Origin of the sequence: Streptomyces sp. NPDC014995 (assembly GCF_043080745.1) — a bacterium.
Lineage (GTDB): Bacteria > Actinomycetota > Actinomycetes > Streptomycetales > Streptomycetaceae > Streptomyces.
Window position 1 is genome coordinate 361848 of sequence record NZ_JBIBVX010000004.1, and the last position, 13990, is coordinate 375837.

The 13990-nt window shown below is 72.0% G+C and carries 17 protein-coding genes; 6 read left to right on the top strand and 11 right to left on the bottom strand.

Translation table 11 applies throughout. From position 1 onward, the window contains the following. Positions 1–4 precede the first annotated feature (4 nt). The 5 genes from mqnC to ACF1A1_RS11325 form a co-directional block, all read right to left on the bottom strand. Positions 5–1219 carry a cyclic dehypoxanthinyl futalosine synthase gene (gene mqnC / locus ACF1A1_RS11305; protein ID WP_391998914.1) on the bottom strand — a complete coding sequence of 405 codons (1215 nt, stop codon included), beginning with the start codon at positions 1217–1219 and terminating at the stop codon, positions 5–7. Positions 1220–1308: 89 nt separating this feature from the next. Continuing rightward, positions 1309–2142, bottom strand: a complete 834-nt coding sequence (locus ACF1A1_RS11310; RefSeq protein WP_391998915.1) for a prepilin peptidase — start codon at positions 2140–2142, stop codon at positions 1309–1311. A 223-nt stretch (positions 2143–2365) separates the two neighbouring features. Then, positions 2366–2947, bottom strand: coding sequence for a hypothetical protein (locus ACF1A1_RS11315; protein ID WP_391998916.1), 582 nt, complete (start codon positions 2945–2947; stop codon positions 2366–2368). A gap of 63 nt (positions 2948–3010) precedes the next feature. Further along, positions 3011–4801, bottom strand: a complete 1791-nt coding sequence (locus tag ACF1A1_RS11320; RefSeq protein ID WP_391998917.1) for a protein kinase — start codon at positions 4799–4801, stop codon at positions 3011–3013. A 44-nt stretch (positions 4802–4845) separates the two neighbouring features. Then, positions 4846–5694 carry a menaquinone biosynthetic enzyme MqnA/MqnD family protein gene (locus tag ACF1A1_RS11325; RefSeq protein ID WP_391998918.1) on the bottom strand — a complete coding sequence of 283 codons (849 nt, stop codon included), beginning with the start codon at positions 5692–5694 and terminating at the stop codon, positions 4846–4848. 286 nt (positions 5695–5980) lie between these two features. Here ACF1A1_RS11325 and ACF1A1_RS11330 point away from each other — a divergent pair, with 286 nt between their 5' ends. Next, positions 5981–6184 (top strand): cold-shock protein, encoded by a 204-nt coding sequence (locus tag ACF1A1_RS11330; RefSeq protein WP_003992177.1) that lies wholly within the window; start codon positions 5981–5983, stop codon positions 6182–6184. 259 nt (positions 6185–6443) lie between these two features. Here ACF1A1_RS11330 and ACF1A1_RS11335 read toward each other — a convergent pair whose 3' ends face one another. Next, entirely contained in the window at positions 6444–7007 is a 564-nt protein-coding gene (locus ACF1A1_RS11335) for a helix-turn-helix domain-containing protein (protein WP_391998919.1), read from the bottom strand. Positions 7008–7075: 68 nt separating this feature from the next. On the opposite strand from ACF1A1_RS11335, the gene ACF1A1_RS11340 reads away from it, so the two are divergent. The 3 genes from ACF1A1_RS11340 to ACF1A1_RS11350 all read left to right on the top strand — a co-directional run bounded on the left by ACF1A1_RS11340 (position 7076) and on the right by ACF1A1_RS11350 (position 8827). Next, positions 7076–7774, top strand: a complete 699-nt coding sequence (locus ACF1A1_RS11340) for an AzlC family ABC transporter permease (RefSeq protein WP_391998920.1) — start codon at positions 7076–7078, stop codon at positions 7772–7774. Further along, positions 7771–8085, top strand: a complete 315-nt coding sequence (locus tag ACF1A1_RS11345; RefSeq protein ID WP_391998921.1) for an AzlD domain-containing protein — start codon at positions 7771–7773, stop codon at positions 8083–8085. The genes ACF1A1_RS11340 and ACF1A1_RS11345 overlap by 4 nt, the downstream gene beginning before the upstream one ends. Before the next feature lie 91 nt (positions 8086–8176). Beyond that, on the top strand, positions 8177–8827 hold the full coding sequence (locus ACF1A1_RS11350) for a class I SAM-dependent DNA methyltransferase (protein WP_391998922.1): 651 nt from the start codon (positions 8177–8179) through the stop codon (positions 8825–8827). A gap of 14 nt (positions 8828–8841) precedes the next feature. On the opposite strand, the gene ACF1A1_RS11355 is transcribed toward ACF1A1_RS11350, so the two are convergent. From ACF1A1_RS11355 to ACF1A1_RS11365, 3 genes are read right to left on the bottom strand one after another with little or no spacing between them, the layout of a single operon-like run. Continuing rightward, positions 8842–8994 (bottom strand): hypothetical protein, encoded by a 153-nt coding sequence (locus ACF1A1_RS11355; RefSeq protein WP_391998923.1) that lies wholly within the window; start codon positions 8992–8994, stop codon positions 8842–8844. Between the two features lie 12 nt (positions 8995–9006). Then, entirely contained in the window at positions 9007–9570 is a 564-nt protein-coding gene (locus ACF1A1_RS11360; RefSeq protein ID WP_391998924.1) for a DUF6817 domain-containing protein, read from the bottom strand. Between the two features lie 2 nt (positions 9571–9572). Continuing rightward, positions 9573–10064: an ATP-binding protein gene (locus ACF1A1_RS11365; RefSeq protein WP_391999065.1), complete on the bottom strand. Its 492-nt coding sequence runs from the start codon at positions 10062–10064 to the stop codon at positions 9573–9575. Between the two features lie 146 nt (positions 10065–10210). Between ACF1A1_RS11365 and ACF1A1_RS11370 the strand changes: the two genes are divergently transcribed. Then, positions 10211–11074: a helix-turn-helix domain-containing protein gene (locus ACF1A1_RS11370; RefSeq protein WP_391998925.1), complete on the top strand. Its 864-nt coding sequence runs from the start codon at positions 10211–10213 to the stop codon at positions 11072–11074. After that, positions 11071–11319 (top strand): DUF397 domain-containing protein, encoded by a 249-nt coding sequence (locus ACF1A1_RS11375; RefSeq protein WP_391998926.1) that lies wholly within the window; start codon positions 11071–11073, stop codon positions 11317–11319. Before ACF1A1_RS11370 ends, ACF1A1_RS11375 begins: the two co-directional genes overlap by 4 nt. A 1-nt stretch (position 11320) precedes the next feature. Here ACF1A1_RS11375 and ACF1A1_RS11380 read toward each other — a convergent pair whose 3' ends face one another. Together ACF1A1_RS11380 and ACF1A1_RS11385 are read right to left on the bottom strand one after the other, a co-directional pair. After that, positions 11321–11806: a hypothetical protein gene (locus tag ACF1A1_RS11380; RefSeq protein ID WP_391998927.1), complete on the bottom strand. Its 486-nt coding sequence runs from the start codon at positions 11804–11806 to the stop codon at positions 11321–11323. Between the two features lie 41 nt (positions 11807–11847). Next, positions 11848–13761 (bottom strand): AMP-dependent synthetase/ligase, encoded by a 1914-nt coding sequence (locus tag ACF1A1_RS11385; RefSeq protein ID WP_391998929.1) that lies wholly within the window; start codon positions 13759–13761, stop codon positions 11848–11850. Between the last annotated feature and the right edge of the window lie 229 nt (positions 13762–13990).

Sequence of the window (13990 nt, forward strand, 5' to 3'; positions counted from 1 at the left end):
GCGGCTAGTTGGACGCGAGGATCTTCAGCTCGGGGTGCGCCGTGCCGCCCGCGATCGCCGTCGAGGAGATGTGGGAGACGACCCGCTCGTCGACGGGGTCGTTCGCCGGGTCGTCGTGGACGACCAGGTGCTCGTACGTCGTGGAGCGCTGCGCCGGGACGCGGCCCGCCTTCCTGATCAGGTCGATGATCTCCAGGCGGTTGGAGCGGTGCTTGGCGCCGGCCGAGGAGACGACGTTCTCCTCCAGCATGATCGAGCCGAGGTCGTCCGCGCCGTAGTGCAGGGACAGCTGGCCGACCTCCTTGCCGGTCGTCAGCCAGGAGCCCTGGATGTGGCGGACGTTGTCGAGGAAGAGGCGGGCGACCGCGATCATCCGCAGGTACTCGAAGAGGGTCGCCTGGGTGCGGCCCTTCAGGTGGTTGTTCTCGGGCTGGTAGGTGTACGGGATGAAGGCGCGGAAGCCGCCCGTCCGGTCCTGCACGTCACGGATCATCCGCAGGTGCTCGATGCGCTCGGCGTTCGTCTCACCCGTGCCCATCAGCATGGTGGAGGTGGACTCGACGCCGAGGTTGTGCGCGGCCTCCATGATCTCCAGCCAGCGCTCGCCGGACTCCTTCAGCGGCGCGATGGCCTTGCGCGGGCGCTCCGGCAGGAGTTCGGCGCCGGCACCGGCGAAGGAGTCCAGACCGGCGGCGTGGATGCGCTGGATCGCCTCCTCCACGGACACCTTCGAGATCCGCGCCATGTGCTCGACCTCGCTCGCCCCCAGGCTGTGGATGACGAGCTGCGGGAACTCCTTCTTGATGGCGGAGAAGTGCTTCTCGTAGTACTCGACGCCGTAGTCCGGGTGGTGTCCGCCCTGGAACATGATCTGGGTGCCGCCCAGTTCCACGGTCTCCGCGCACCGGCGCAGGATGTCGTCCAGGTCGCGCGTCCAGCCCTTGGCCCGGTCCTTCGGGGCGGCGTAGAAGGCGCAGAACTTGCACGCCGTGACGCACACGTTGGTGTAGTTGATGTTCCGCTCGATGATGTACGTCGCGATGTGCTCGGTCCCGGCGTACTGGCGGCGGCGTACGGCGTCGGCGGCGGCGCCCAGCGCGTGCAGGGGCGCGTCGCGGTAGAGGGCGAGCGCTTCCTCGGGCGTGATCCGTCCGCCCGCGGCGGCTCGGTCGAGGACGGCTGTGACATCAACAGAGGTGAGGTCGGCCTTCTCGGTCACCGGGGCGTCCCTTTCGTCAAGGGTGTGGATCGTCAAGGGTTGACGCACGGACCGAACCAGCCTACGCCAGCCGTTTCCGCTGCTGGGTGTCAGGCCGCGTACGCACCGATCAGCAGCCCCACGAAGGCGCCCGCGATCAGGAACGGCCCGAACGGGATCGCCGTCTTGCGGCCGGCCCGGCCCGCGACGAGGAGCGCGCCGCCGTACAGCGCGCCGAGCAGGAACCCGGCGAACGTGCCCAGCATGACGGTGGCCCAGCCGTACCAGCCGAGTGCGGCGCCCGCGCCGAGGGCCAGTTTCACGTCTCCGAGGCCCATGCCGCCGGGGTTGAGGAGGTGCAGCACGAGATAGCCGGCGCTCAGCGCGACCGAGCCCAGCAGGGCGGTCGTCCAGTCCCCGGCGTGCTCGGGCAGCAGCGCGGCCACACCGAGCAGCGCCAGGGCGGTGGCGGCGAGCGGGAGGGTCAGCGGGTCGGGCAGCCGCCGCACCCGCAGGTCGACCACCGCGAGCAGCACGCCGACGGGCGCGAGCACCAGCCAGACGGCCAGCTCGGGGCGGATGCCGGTGGCGAGGGCGAGAGTGACGCAGAGGAGCGCGGTGAGGGTGGCGAGGAGGGGGGTGCCAGGGCCGTACGACGCGGCCGTGCCGGCGCACGCGCGGCAGCGGGCCGGGCCGGTCCAGCCGCGGAGCGGGTGCCCGTTCGGACAGGTGCTCCGCCAGCCCGCCGGTTCCCCGACAGCCGTCTGGTCCTCGACCGGCCCCGGATCCTCAACCGGCCCCGGGTCCCCGGCCGAGGCCCGGTCCTCCTCCTCGTGGGGCACGGAGAACCGGTAGGCCGCCCGTGGCAGCAGCGCCCCCGTCACCGCGCCCCACACCGCCGCGACGGCGATCAGCACGGCGTCGAACGGTGTGACCTCGCTCATTCCGGACCCCTCGGACTTCCCGTCGGACTTCCCGTCGGACTTCCCGTCGGGCGTGAAGTGCTGTGTCGCGCCATGGCGGTGCCCTGGGTCGGGTGCGGGCAGGGTCGTTACCGGGGCGGGGCTCGGGCGCATGGAGCCTACTGCCACCGGGGTACGGCGGCACGCGCTCCGGAACGTCCACACCCCGCGAACAACCGGGATGCCGGGCCGCGCCCTTCGGGCCTCAGCGTCCCTGACGGGCCCGCACCGCGCTGCGGCTCTTCCCCTTGCCCTTCTTGCGCAGCCTCTTCAGCCGGGCCCGCTCCTGGGCCCGGTGTGTGTCCGTCGCCGTCCGGTACCGGCGGTACCAGAGCCAGCCGCCGACGGCCACCGTGGCCGCGTACGCCAGGAGGACGCCGCCCGTGCCCGGGATGTACGCGCACATCGCGGCGCCGGAGCGGCAGTTGCGGCCGGGCAGGGCGCCGAGGACGTACATCGCCGCGCCGAACCCCACCGTCCAGCACACCCCGCCCCCGACCGCGAACCCGGCTCGCCCCGTACGGGTACCGGGGGCCCGCTTTCGTTCCCGGGCGGAGAACCACCCGCCGCCGGCCCAGCCGGCCAGGGACAGCAGCCCGAGCACACCGCCGGCCGCCCAGCCTCCGCCGGGCAGGTCCACCAGCAGGGGGGCCGTCGCCCGCACGATCCGCTTCAGGACGCCCAGCACGGACAGCAGGACGACCAGGAGGAGCGCGGCGACGAGGACGCCACCGGCGATCCCCCAGCCGTCACGGGCCCGGAAACGGGTCGCCTTCGGGTCTCGCATCCTCTCCCACTCCCTTTCCGGGCGTTCCGAACACCCCTGCGGTGGCCGACGCCCCGGAGCCCGCTACCCGACCCTCGACATCCGCGCCACCGGCTTGCCCTCCGCCGTGCTGTCCGACGAGTAGGTGAGGTCGTCTCCGGTGCGGGTGAGGTGGATGGTGTGGGGGGTCGGGTTGCAGCCGCCGTGGTTGGTCTTCGCTCCGACCGACGTGGCGAGGACCTCGGTCGGCTTCACCTGCTTCAGGGTCAGGACGTCGAGGCAGACCCCGCCGAGCAGGTCCGTCTGTCGCAGCTGCCCCAGTTCCTCGCCCACCTTCGCCTGGCGGACCGTCACCCGGAAGGTGCCCATGGGGAGCTTGCCGTCCAGGCCGCTGCCCTGGCCCTCCCAGGTGCCGACGTAACCGGAGGGCAGGGTGGTGGGCGTGCTGCCCTCGCCCGCGGTCGGGCCGGCGGTGGGGGCCGAGGAGGGCACGCTGCCGGCGGCGTCGTTCCCGCCGTCACCGGACGACCCCGGCAGCAGGTCGAGCACGAACACCGTCCCCACCGTCACCGCGGCCATCGCTCCCGCGACCGCCAGCGCGACGGAGCAGCTCAGCCGCCGCCCGCGTCCGCCCTCCCCGGGCGTCGCGGCGGCCGCCACGGTCACGGAGACCTTTCCGGGCCGCTCCCTGCTCTCCCCGCCCCGCCGGGGCGCGGGAACCGCGTCCGCCGGAGCCGGCATCACGGGCGGCGGCCCGAACTCCCCGACGGTCGACGACGTTCGCGGCGGCCCGGACTCCCCCACCGTCGACGGCGTTCGCGGCGGCCCCGGCTCCCCCACCGTGGCCGGCGCCCGCGTCGGCGGCGCCTGCGGCGAACCGAGGTGCCCCGCCGTCACCGACGGACTGCTGAAGTCCACCGGCCCGGAGACCGGGCCCGCCCCCGTCGCCTCGAGGTTCAGCAGTTCTACGGCGCTGCGGCCCACCTGTTCCACCAGCGTCCCCGGCAGCCACCCGCCCGCCACCAGCCGCGCCGCCCCCTGAGGCGCGAGCCGCCGGGCGACCTCCCCGGGGGTCGGCCGGGCCCCCGGGTCCTTCGCGAGGCAGGCCTCGGCCACCTCCCGCAGCTCACCGTCCAACTCCCCGAGCACCGGCTCCTCGTGGACGACCTTGTACAGAAGGGCAGCGGAGGAGTCCCCGGGGAACGGCGGCTCGCCGGTCGCCGCGTACGCCAGCACCGCCCCCAAGGAGAAGACGTCGGCCGCTCCCGTGACGCCCTTGCCGAGGATCTGCTCGGGGGCCATGTAGCCGGGCGAGCCGACGGACACCCCGGTCGACGTCAGTGACGCCGTGCCGTCCGTGGCCCGGGCGATGCCGAAGTCGATGAGGAGGGGCCCGTCGACGGTCAGCAGGATGTTGGACGGCTTGACGTCCCGGTGCACCAGCCCCAGTTCGTGGACGGCCGCGAGCGCTTCCGCCAGCCCCGCCCCCAGCACCCGTACCGTGTGCGCGGGCAGTGCGCCCCCTCCCGCACCTCCGTCCCCACCCGCGCGTCCGCCGCCGCCGGCGACCGCCGACGCCAGTGAGGGACCGGCCGCGTACGCCGTGGCGACCCAGGGCACGCCCGCCTCCGGGTCGGCGTCCAGCACCGGCGCGGTCCAGGCGCCGCCCACCCGCCGGGCGGCCTCGACCTCGCGCCGGAAGCGGGCGCGGAACTCCTCGTCGAGGGCGAGGTGGGGGTGCACGATCTTCACGGCGACCGTGCGGCCACCGGCACTGCGCCCCAGGTAGACGCGGCCCATCCCGCCGGACCCGAGCCGGCCGAGCAGCCGGTAGGGGCCCACGCCGGTGGGTTCGTCGGCTCCGAGCGGCTGCATGACGTCCATCCCTCCCCCGTACGTCCCGCCGGCAGACTACGGCGCTACGGCTGAAGCAGCCGCACCTTCACGTCCGCCGGGAAGCCCGTCGTCGGCCCGACCCGCCGGGCGAACTCGGTCACCGCCTCCAGTTGCGGTCCCCCGAAGCGGAAGTCGAGCGTCGTGAAGTACTCCTCCAGGACCCGCTCGTCGAAGGCCTCCCAGCGGGCCGCCTGTTCGGCGACCTTGCCGACCTCCTCCAGGGAGAGGTTGCGGGAGTCGAGGAAGGCTTCGTGGACCTTGCGGGTGATGAACGGCTCGCGTTCCACGTAGTCGCGGCGTGCGGCCCAGACCGCGAAGACGAACGGCAGGCCGGTCCACTCCTTCCAGAGCGCCCCGAGGTCGTGCACCTCCAGGCCGTACTTCGGCCCGTCCAGCAGGTTGGCCCGCAGCGCCGCGTCGCCGATGAGGACGCCCGCCTCCGCCTCCTGCATCATGAGGCTGAGGTCGGGCGGGCAGGTGTAGTAGTCGGGCCGGACGCCGAAGCGGTCGGAGAGCAGCAGTTGGGCCAGGCGCACGGAGGTGCGCGAGGTGGAGCCGAGGGCGACCCGGGCGCCGTCCAGCCGCTCCAGCGGGACCTGCGAGACGATCACGCAGGACATCACCGGGCCGTCGCAGCCGACGGCGATGTCCGGGAAGGCGACCAGGTCGTCCGCGTTCCTCAGGAACTCCACGAGGGTGATGGGACCGATGTCGAGGTCTCCCCGCACCAGCTGCTCGCTGAGCTTCTCCGGGGTGTCCTTGGTCAGCTCGAAGTCGAGGAGCGTGCCGGTTCTCGCGAGCCCCCAGTAGAGGGGCAGGCAGTTCAGGAACTGGATGTGGCCGACACGCGGCCGGGTGCGAGAAATGTCCACATCGCGAGACTAGACCCCGCCGGGTACGCTGCGGACTCCGCCCCCTGGGTCAACCACCGGACTCGACGTTCAAACATTCGGGTGACGTGATCTTGACCTCTATTGCTTTCGGCTGCCCGCGTGCTAGGCTCGCCGCAAGTTGCAGTTTGGTTTCCCTTGCAGTACAGAGCCTGCGGAGCATGTGACCGCGGGCTCTCGTCGTTTTCAGAAGTATGCAGTTGTGCAGCACTGTTTTCACACTTGCAGGTTCTGGAGCAGGGCAACCCTTTGGGCCCAAGGAGGGCTTATGGCTACCGGAACCGTGAAGTGGTTCAACGCCGAAAAGGGCTTTGGCTTCATCGCCCAGGAGGGCGGCGGCCCCGACGTCTTCGTCCACTACTCCGCGATCAACGCCTCGGGTTTCCGTTCCCTCGAGGAGAACCAGCAGGTCTCCTTCGACGTGACCCAGGGCCCGAAGGGCCCGCAGGCGGAGAACGTCACCCCCGTGTGATCGTGACACCTCGTGTGATCGCAGTCTGAGAGCAGTACCCAAGGAGCCCCGCGCCGCATGGCCGGGGCTCCTGCCTTTCCGCGGCACGGCCCCTTTCCCGGGCCCGAGCCCTTTCGGCCGGCCGAGGCGTTCCCGCCGCCCGGTCCGTTCCCGCCGCCCGAGCCCTTTCGGCCACCCGGGCCCCCTTTCCGCCATTCGGCGGTGAATTCCCGGCAAACTCTTCCGCTCTTCCGCTCTCCCGCGTGTGCCCCGCCTCGTCTCACACGTGCTGCATGACGAGCACGAAGGTCGTCCCCGGCGCCAGCGCCTCGTACGAGTGCGGCACATCACCCCGGTACGTCATGTAGTCCCCGGGCTCCAGCTCCACCGTCTCCCCGGCCGGCCCCGCCTTGACCCTCCCCGTGCTCACGATCAGATGCTCGACCGTGCCCGGGATGTGCGGCTCCGACACCCGGGCGGCCCCCGGCTCGGCCCGCAGGTGGTAGAGGTCCCGCCGGGCGCCCGGCGGGCTGGCCGACAGCAGGGTCGCCACGTACGGCGCCTGTTCCGAGGCGACCGCGGGTCCCTCCCCCGCCCGGATCACCCGGACGGCCGGCGCCGGCGGCTCCACCAGTGCGCTGAACGGCACCCCCAGCGCGACACCCAGCGCCCAGATCGTCTCCATGCTCGGATTCCCGCTCGCCGCTTCCAGCTGCGACAGCGTGGACTTCGCGATGCCGGCCCGTTTGGCCAGCTCGGACAGGGACAGCCCGGCCCGGGTGCGCTCGCGCCGCAGGGAGGCGGCGATCCAGTCGAGGGGGAGGCGGGAGGGGACATCGGACATGTCGTTCGCTCCAACGGTACGATCGTTCGGTTTGACGAACACGGTCGGCTCTGTTCATTGTAGAAAACATGCGTTCGCCACAACGAACATCCCGTACTCCCCGCCAGGCTCGCACAGCGCTCGTCCGGGACAGCTCCCTCGTCTGGCTCGCCAGTGGAGTGGTCGGTGTCTCCTTCGGCGCGATCTCCGTCGCGGGCGGCCTGCCGGTCTGGGTGCCGGTGGTGATGTCGCTGGTGGTGTACGCGGGCTCCGCGCAGTTCAGCGCGGTCGGCGTGCTGCTGGCCGGGGGCGGGCCGTTCGCCGCCGCGGCCACCGGTCTGCTCCTCAACACGCGTACGGTCGCCTTCAGCCTCGCCGTCGCCGAACTCCTCGGTCCCGGCCGCGCGGCCCGGCTCCTCGGCGCGCACCTCGTGACCGACGAGACCGTGGCCTTCGCCCTCGCACAGCCGGACCCGGCCCGCCGCCGCGCCGCCTTCTGGATCTCCGGGCTCGGCCTGTTCGCCGTGTGGAACGCGGGCGTCCTGGCCGGAGCGCTCGCCGGCACCGCCCTCGGCGACACCGCCACCTACGGCCTGGACGCCGCCTTCCCCGCCGTGCTGGTGGCCCTGGTCCTCCCCGCCCTCCGCGAGGACCGGCCCCTACGGCGCTCGGCGGCCCTCGGCGCACTCCTCGCCCTGGCGGCGACCCCCGTCGTCCCCGCCGGGGTGCCGGTGCTGCTGGCGCTCGCCGGGCTGTTTCTGTACGGCCGTGAGGGGGCCGCCGTATGAGTGCGTCGGCCGCCGTGATCCTGGTCCTGGCGGTGGGGACGTACGCCTTCCGGCTGGTCGGGCCCGCGCTGCACGGGCGGGTCGAACTGCCCGCCCGGGTCCGCGGGTTGCTGTCGGCGGGTGCGGTGGTCCTGCTGGTCGCGCTGCTGGCGACGGGCGCGCTGACCGAGGCCGGCGGCTTCGCCGGGTGGGCCCGGCCGGCCGGGGTGCTGGTGGGTGCCGTACTGGCGTGGCGGCGGGCGCCGTTCGCGGTGGTGGTGCTGGGCGCCGCGCTGACGACGGCGGGGCTGCGGGCGCTGGGCGTGGCATGAAAAGCCCGGCACGGCCAGCGGCGCCGCCCTCGCCGCCCGTGCGCGGCGAGAGGGGCGCCGGAGCGAGGAGCGTCCTGAGTAGGCTCCGGCCATGACCCACGCCGACCACCTCACCGCCACCCGCGCCTTCTACGACGCCATCGCCGACGACTACGCCGACCACTTCCGCGACGCGCATGCGGCCGACCCGATGGACCGGGCCGTCCTCACCGTGTACGCCGAACTGGTCGGCACGGGCGGGCGGGTGGCCGACCTGGGCTGCGGGCCGGGCGGGATCACGGGTCTCCTCGCTTCGCTCGGCCTGTCGGTGTCCGGCCTCGACCTCTCGGAGTCGATGCTCGCGATCGCGCGCCGCGAGAACCCGGGGATCCGGTTCGAGCGCGGCTCGATGCTGAAGCTGGAAGGGCACGCGGACGGCTCGCTCGACGGGGTCGTCTCCTGGTACTCCTCCATCCACACTCCGGTGGACGAACTCCCCGCCCTCTTCGCCGAGTTCCACCGCGTCCTGACCCCGGGCGGGCATCTGCTCCTCGCCTTCCAGGTCGGCGACGAGCCCCGCCACCTCGACCGGCCCTGGGGCCACCCGGTGGCACTGGACTTCCAGCGGCGCAGGCCGGAGCGGATGGCCGAGCTGCTGGCAGCGGCCGGTTTCGACGTCCGTGTCCGGACGGTTCGCGAGCCGGAACCGGATCGCGACGAGAGCGCCCCCCAGGCCTACCTCATCGCCCGCAGGCCCGCCTAGTGCCGCGACACCGCTCAGCTTTTCCCCCACAGCACGATCGCGGCGGTGTTCCGAATGCGGCCTGGCGCAACTTGGCGATTCTCGAAGCCAAGGGCGGCTTCTCCAAGCGGTACCCGGTCATCACACCCGCTGCTCGCGCAGCCACCCGGCTGCGCGAGCAGCGCCATGTGTCAACTCCTTCACGGCTCCCGGGGCTCCTCGGCGGCGAGAACCCGTCGGCAGTCGTCCCAGGCGGCCTCGCTCAGCAGTGGGCGGAGGCGGGTGAAGAGGGCGAGGAGATCCGGGCCGTACCGGTCGCGGAAGGCGGGGTCGTGGTCGGCGAGGTCGAGTTCGTTGGCGGCGGTGAGGTCGGCGAAGTCGCGGAGCAGGTGTGGGGCCGGGAGCTGCCGGGTGCCCGTGAAGCGGTCGCGGAAGCGGGCCTGGGGTTCGGCGGGCGTCGGATAGCCGGCCGCCCGGTCCCAGCTCGCGTACAGGTACACGATCGCCTCGGCCTCCCGGCCGATGACGTCGGCCAGTTCGCTGCGGCGGGCCGGCGGGAGCAGGGCGGTGGGGAAACCGTCGGTGCCGTAGAAGGCGTGGCAGAGACCGGCGAGCTGGAGGGCGGGACGGGCCTGCCAGCCCGCGAGCCGGGAGCGCACGCGGCGCAGGTGGGCGAGGAGGGTGCCGCCGGGATGGGCCAGCGCGCCCGCACCCAACTCCCGCAGCAGCGCCTCGGCTCGGGCGACCGCATCGTCCTCAGCCATGGTCAGGTTCCCTTCGTCGGGAGCGGACGGGTCGTCGTGGAGGTCAGCACCCCAGTAGCGTAGGCGGGCCGTTCCGGCGGGCTGAGCGGCAGTTCGGCCCACACCGTCTTGCCGACCTCCCGCTCCGCGACGCCCCAGGTACGGGCCAGGACGGCCACGAGGATCAGCCCCCGGCCGCCCTCCGCGTCCGCGTCCGTCACGATCCGCAGCCTCCGGTCCCCCCGCGCGTCACTCACCTCGACCCGCAGCGTGCCCCCCGGGAGCAGCAGCAGACGCAGTTCGAAGTCCCGCCCCGGCACCCTGCCGTGCGTGACGGCATTGGCGGCCAGCTCCGCGACGACGTGCTGGGCGATGTCGCTCGCCTCGCCGTCGTGCGGGTAACCCCACGCGTCGAGCTGCTGCGCCGTGAGCCGCCGGGCGAGGCGGGCGCCCCGGGGCGTCGAGCTGAGGCGCAGGGTCAGTTCCCCGAGGGGGGTGGAGATCTGGGTGGAGATTTCGGAGTTCACCCGACTGAGCCTGGTCCGTTGTATCTACGCTGGCCAGGGGCGACTTGGCGACTCTCCGTAGCCGTACGGCTGCGATCGGGTGTCCGTACGGGTCGTCGGTCGTGACCACAGGGACGTGAAGGCGGTGGGGTGGCATGAAGGACGAACGGGAGCGGAGGCCGGAGACACCGGCGGAGTCCGACGGGACGACGGGGTTGTTCACGGCGCTGGGCAAGATGCTGAAACTTCTGAGGGAGCGGAAGGGGCTGACCCAGAGGGAGTTCGGGCAACTGGTCGGATACGGGCCCGATGCGATCTCCTCCATGGAGAGGGGGGTGCGAATCATCCGCCCTGAGGTGTTGGAACAGGCGGATGGCTTGCTGGACGCCGGCGGGCTGTTCAGGCAGGCGATTCCCGAGGTTCGGGAGGCGATGGGGCGGGTTCGGACTAGGCATCCGGAGTGGTATCGGGGGTACGCAGCCTTGGAGGCGGAGGCAGTTGAGCTGCACCACTACTCAAACCACGCAGTGCACGGGCTTCTTCAGACGCCTGAGCACGCGCACGCCGTGTTCGCGAAACGGCGTCCCTTGCTGAGCGAGGAGACGATCGAGAAGCGTGTCGCCGATCGGATCACACGCCAGCAGATCTTCGAACGCTGGCCTGCGCCGGTCGTGAGCTATGTGATCGAGGAAGTTGTACTGGAGCGACCGATCGGCGGACGAGAGGTTCACACGGCCCAGTTGCAGCGTTTGCTGATGGTCAGCACCATGCGGAGCGTCGAGATTCAGGTGATGCCGACCAGGGTGGAGGACCACCCCAACCTGGGCAGCGCGTTCAACCTACTGACCCCCAAGAAGCATCCACAGGTGGCATACACGGAGGCACAGGGCTACCCCCGGCTTATTACCGACCCAGAAGAGGTCAGGAAGATCGCCGAACGCTATGGGATCATGCGGGCGATGGCTCTCTCGCCCACGGAGACCCGCAGGTTGATCGAAAAGAAGCTGGAGGAGCTATGAACAGCGAGAACCTCACCTGGTTCAAGTCCAGCTACAGCGACGGCGAGGGTGGCGATTGTGTGGAAACCGCCTACACCTGGCGCAAGTCGACGTACAGCGGTGGCGAAGGCGGCGAATGCCTGGAGGTGGCCGCCTGCCCCGCCACCATCCACGTCCGTGACTCCAAGGACACGGACGGCCCCCACCTCGCCCTCTCCCCCACCGCCTGGGCCGACTTCGTCACGTACGCCGCCGCGAGGGCGTGATTCAGTGCCCCGGGACCGAGGCGGCGTCCAGTAGCGCCGCCTCGAACGCCGTGCGGTCGAAGGTGAACGGGCCGATCCGCAGCTCTCCCCACTCCTCCCGGTACGGCTGGCGGAAGGACGACCAGGTGATCGTCGTGGGGGTCGCGGTGACGCGGGCCATGAGGGGCCAGCAGCCCCAGATGCCGCACGGGCAGCCGAGGAGGGGCGTGGCGTCGGCGGGGGCCAGGAAGTGGTCCGGCCGGTCCTCGAACTCGCGCACGGGCAGGCCGCCGTGCTGGTCCCGGACGTGCTCCTCGATCTCCTTCTCGTCGTCCTCGAACTCCCCCTCCAGCTCCGCCCACCACAGGCCACGCGTCGCGTCCGCCGCGTACGCGCGCAGGTCGGTGCCGTCGATCCGGATGCCCCAGAGGAGGTGCGCCGGGTTGTCGGCCGGGTTGTCGGCCCAGGGGTAGTGGAAGAACTCGACGCGGTTGAGGATGCCGTTCACGAGCGGCATCCTCGCCCGCCGCACCGCGCCACGCGAGCCCTTTACCGCGCGTACAGTCCCTCCACCGCGTCCGCGAAGTCCCGCATGATCACCTCGCGCCGCAGTTTCATGGACGGGGTGAGGTGGCCCTCCTGCTCGCTGAAGTCCCGGGGCAGGACGGCGAATCGCCGGATGGACTCGGGGCGCGAGACGAGTTTGTTGGCCTCGTCCACGGCCCGCTGGAGGACGGCGTTCAGCTCCTCGTCGCCGATCAGCAGCTCCGGCGGTACCGGGTGCTTGCGGTTCATCTGGCGCCAGTGGGTGAGACCGTCGGGGTCGAGGGTGATGAGGGCGGAGACGTAGGGGCGGCCGTCGCCGAGGACGATGGCCTGGGAGATCAGAGGGTGGGAGCGCAGCCAGTTCTCCAGCGGGGCGGGGGCGACGCTCTTGCCGCCCGCCGTGATGATCATCTCCTTCTTGCGGCCGGTGATGGTCAGATAGCCCTCGTCGTCGAGTTCGCCGAGGTCGCCGGTGGCGAGCCAGCCGTCGGGGGCGGCGGGGACGACGCCGCCGGCCGCCGGGTCCCAGTAGCCGCGCAGGACGTGGTCGCCGGCGATGAGGATCTCGCCGTCCGCCGCGATGCGGATCTTCGTGCCGGGCAGGGGCCAGCCGACCGTGCCCAGGCGGGGCTTCAGCGGCGGGGTGACCGTCGACGCGCCCGTGGTCTCCGTGAGGCCGTAGCCCTCGTAGATCTCGATGCCGGCGCCCAGGTAGAACGCGGCCAGGCGGCGGCCCAGCGGGGAGCCGCCGCAGATGGCGTGGCGGACGCGGCCGCCCATGGCGTTGCGGATACGGCGGTAGACCAGCGGGTCGTAGAAGGTGCGGGCGGCGCGGAGGGCGGCGCCGGGGCCGGAGCCGGTGGCGGTCTTCTGCGCCTCGACCGCCTCGCCGTAGCGGATGGCCGTGTTCGCCGCGCGGTCGAAGGTGGAGAGCCGGCCGCCCGCCTCCGCCTTCGCGCGGGCCCCGTTGAAGATCTTCTCCAGCATGTAGGGGATCGCCAGGAGGCAGGTGGGTCTGAACGCGGCCAGGTCCGGCAGGAGGTCCTCGGCCTTGAGGCTCGGGGCGTGGCCGAGGCGGACGCGGGCGCGGACGCAGGCGATGGCGACCATCCGGCCGAAGACGTGGGACATGGGGAGGAAGAGGAGGACGGAGAGGTCCTCGGTGTCCGACTTGAAGACCGGATAGAGGAGTTCGATCGCGTTGTCGACCTCGGCGAAGAAGTTGCCGTGGGTGAGGGCGCAGCCCTTGGGGCGGCCCGTGGTGCCGGAGGTGTAGATCAGGGTCGCGAGGGTGTCGGGGACCAGCATCCCCCGGCGGACGTCGACCTCGGCGTCGGGGGTGTGCTCGCCCAGCTCGGCGAGGCGCTCCACGTGGCCCTTCTCCATCACCCATACGTGGTGGAGGTCGGGCAGCCGGTCGCGTTCGGGGCCGACGGCCGCCGCCTGGGAGACCGTCTCGGTGACCAGGGCGACCGCGCCGGAGTCCTGGAGGATCCAGCGGACCTGGAAGACGGAGGAGGTGGGGTAGACGGGGACGGTGACCAGGCCGGCCGCCCAGGCGGCGAAGTCGAGCAGCGTCCACTCGTACGTCGTACGGGCCATGATGGCGATCCGGTCGCCCGGCATCAGACCCTCGGCTATCAGCCCCTTGGCCACGGCGTGCACCTGGGCGGCGAACTCCCGCGCCGTCACGTCCGTCCACCGGCCGTCCTGCGACTTGCGGCTGAGGACCACCGCGTCGGGGGCCGCCTCCGCGTTCTCGAAGGGCAGGTCGGCGAGCGACCCGTAGGTCACCGGCCGCGCGAAGGCCGGTACGGACGCCTCCCGTACGGCCCCGTCCAGTCGCCGCGTCTCGGGTTCCACCAGGGCGGGGGGAGCGTCGTAGAAATCGGTGGAGGCGGGGTACGGGGTGGACACGGGCGGCTCCCTGGGCGTGCAGCCTGAGGCACTGCTTGCTGCATGAGATACGTGCCTCGCATGCCGAGGCGTTCACCGGTTGGACCCGAAGAATGGGGTTACCACCGGTTAGGTAGCGGATCGTACGGCGTTCGCGTGGGGAGGCTGTGCGTTTTCGGGGATGGTCCGGGGTCGGGGATGTGCAACGTCGGGGGTTGTGTGAAATGCGCTCACGTTCGCTCGGGTGCGC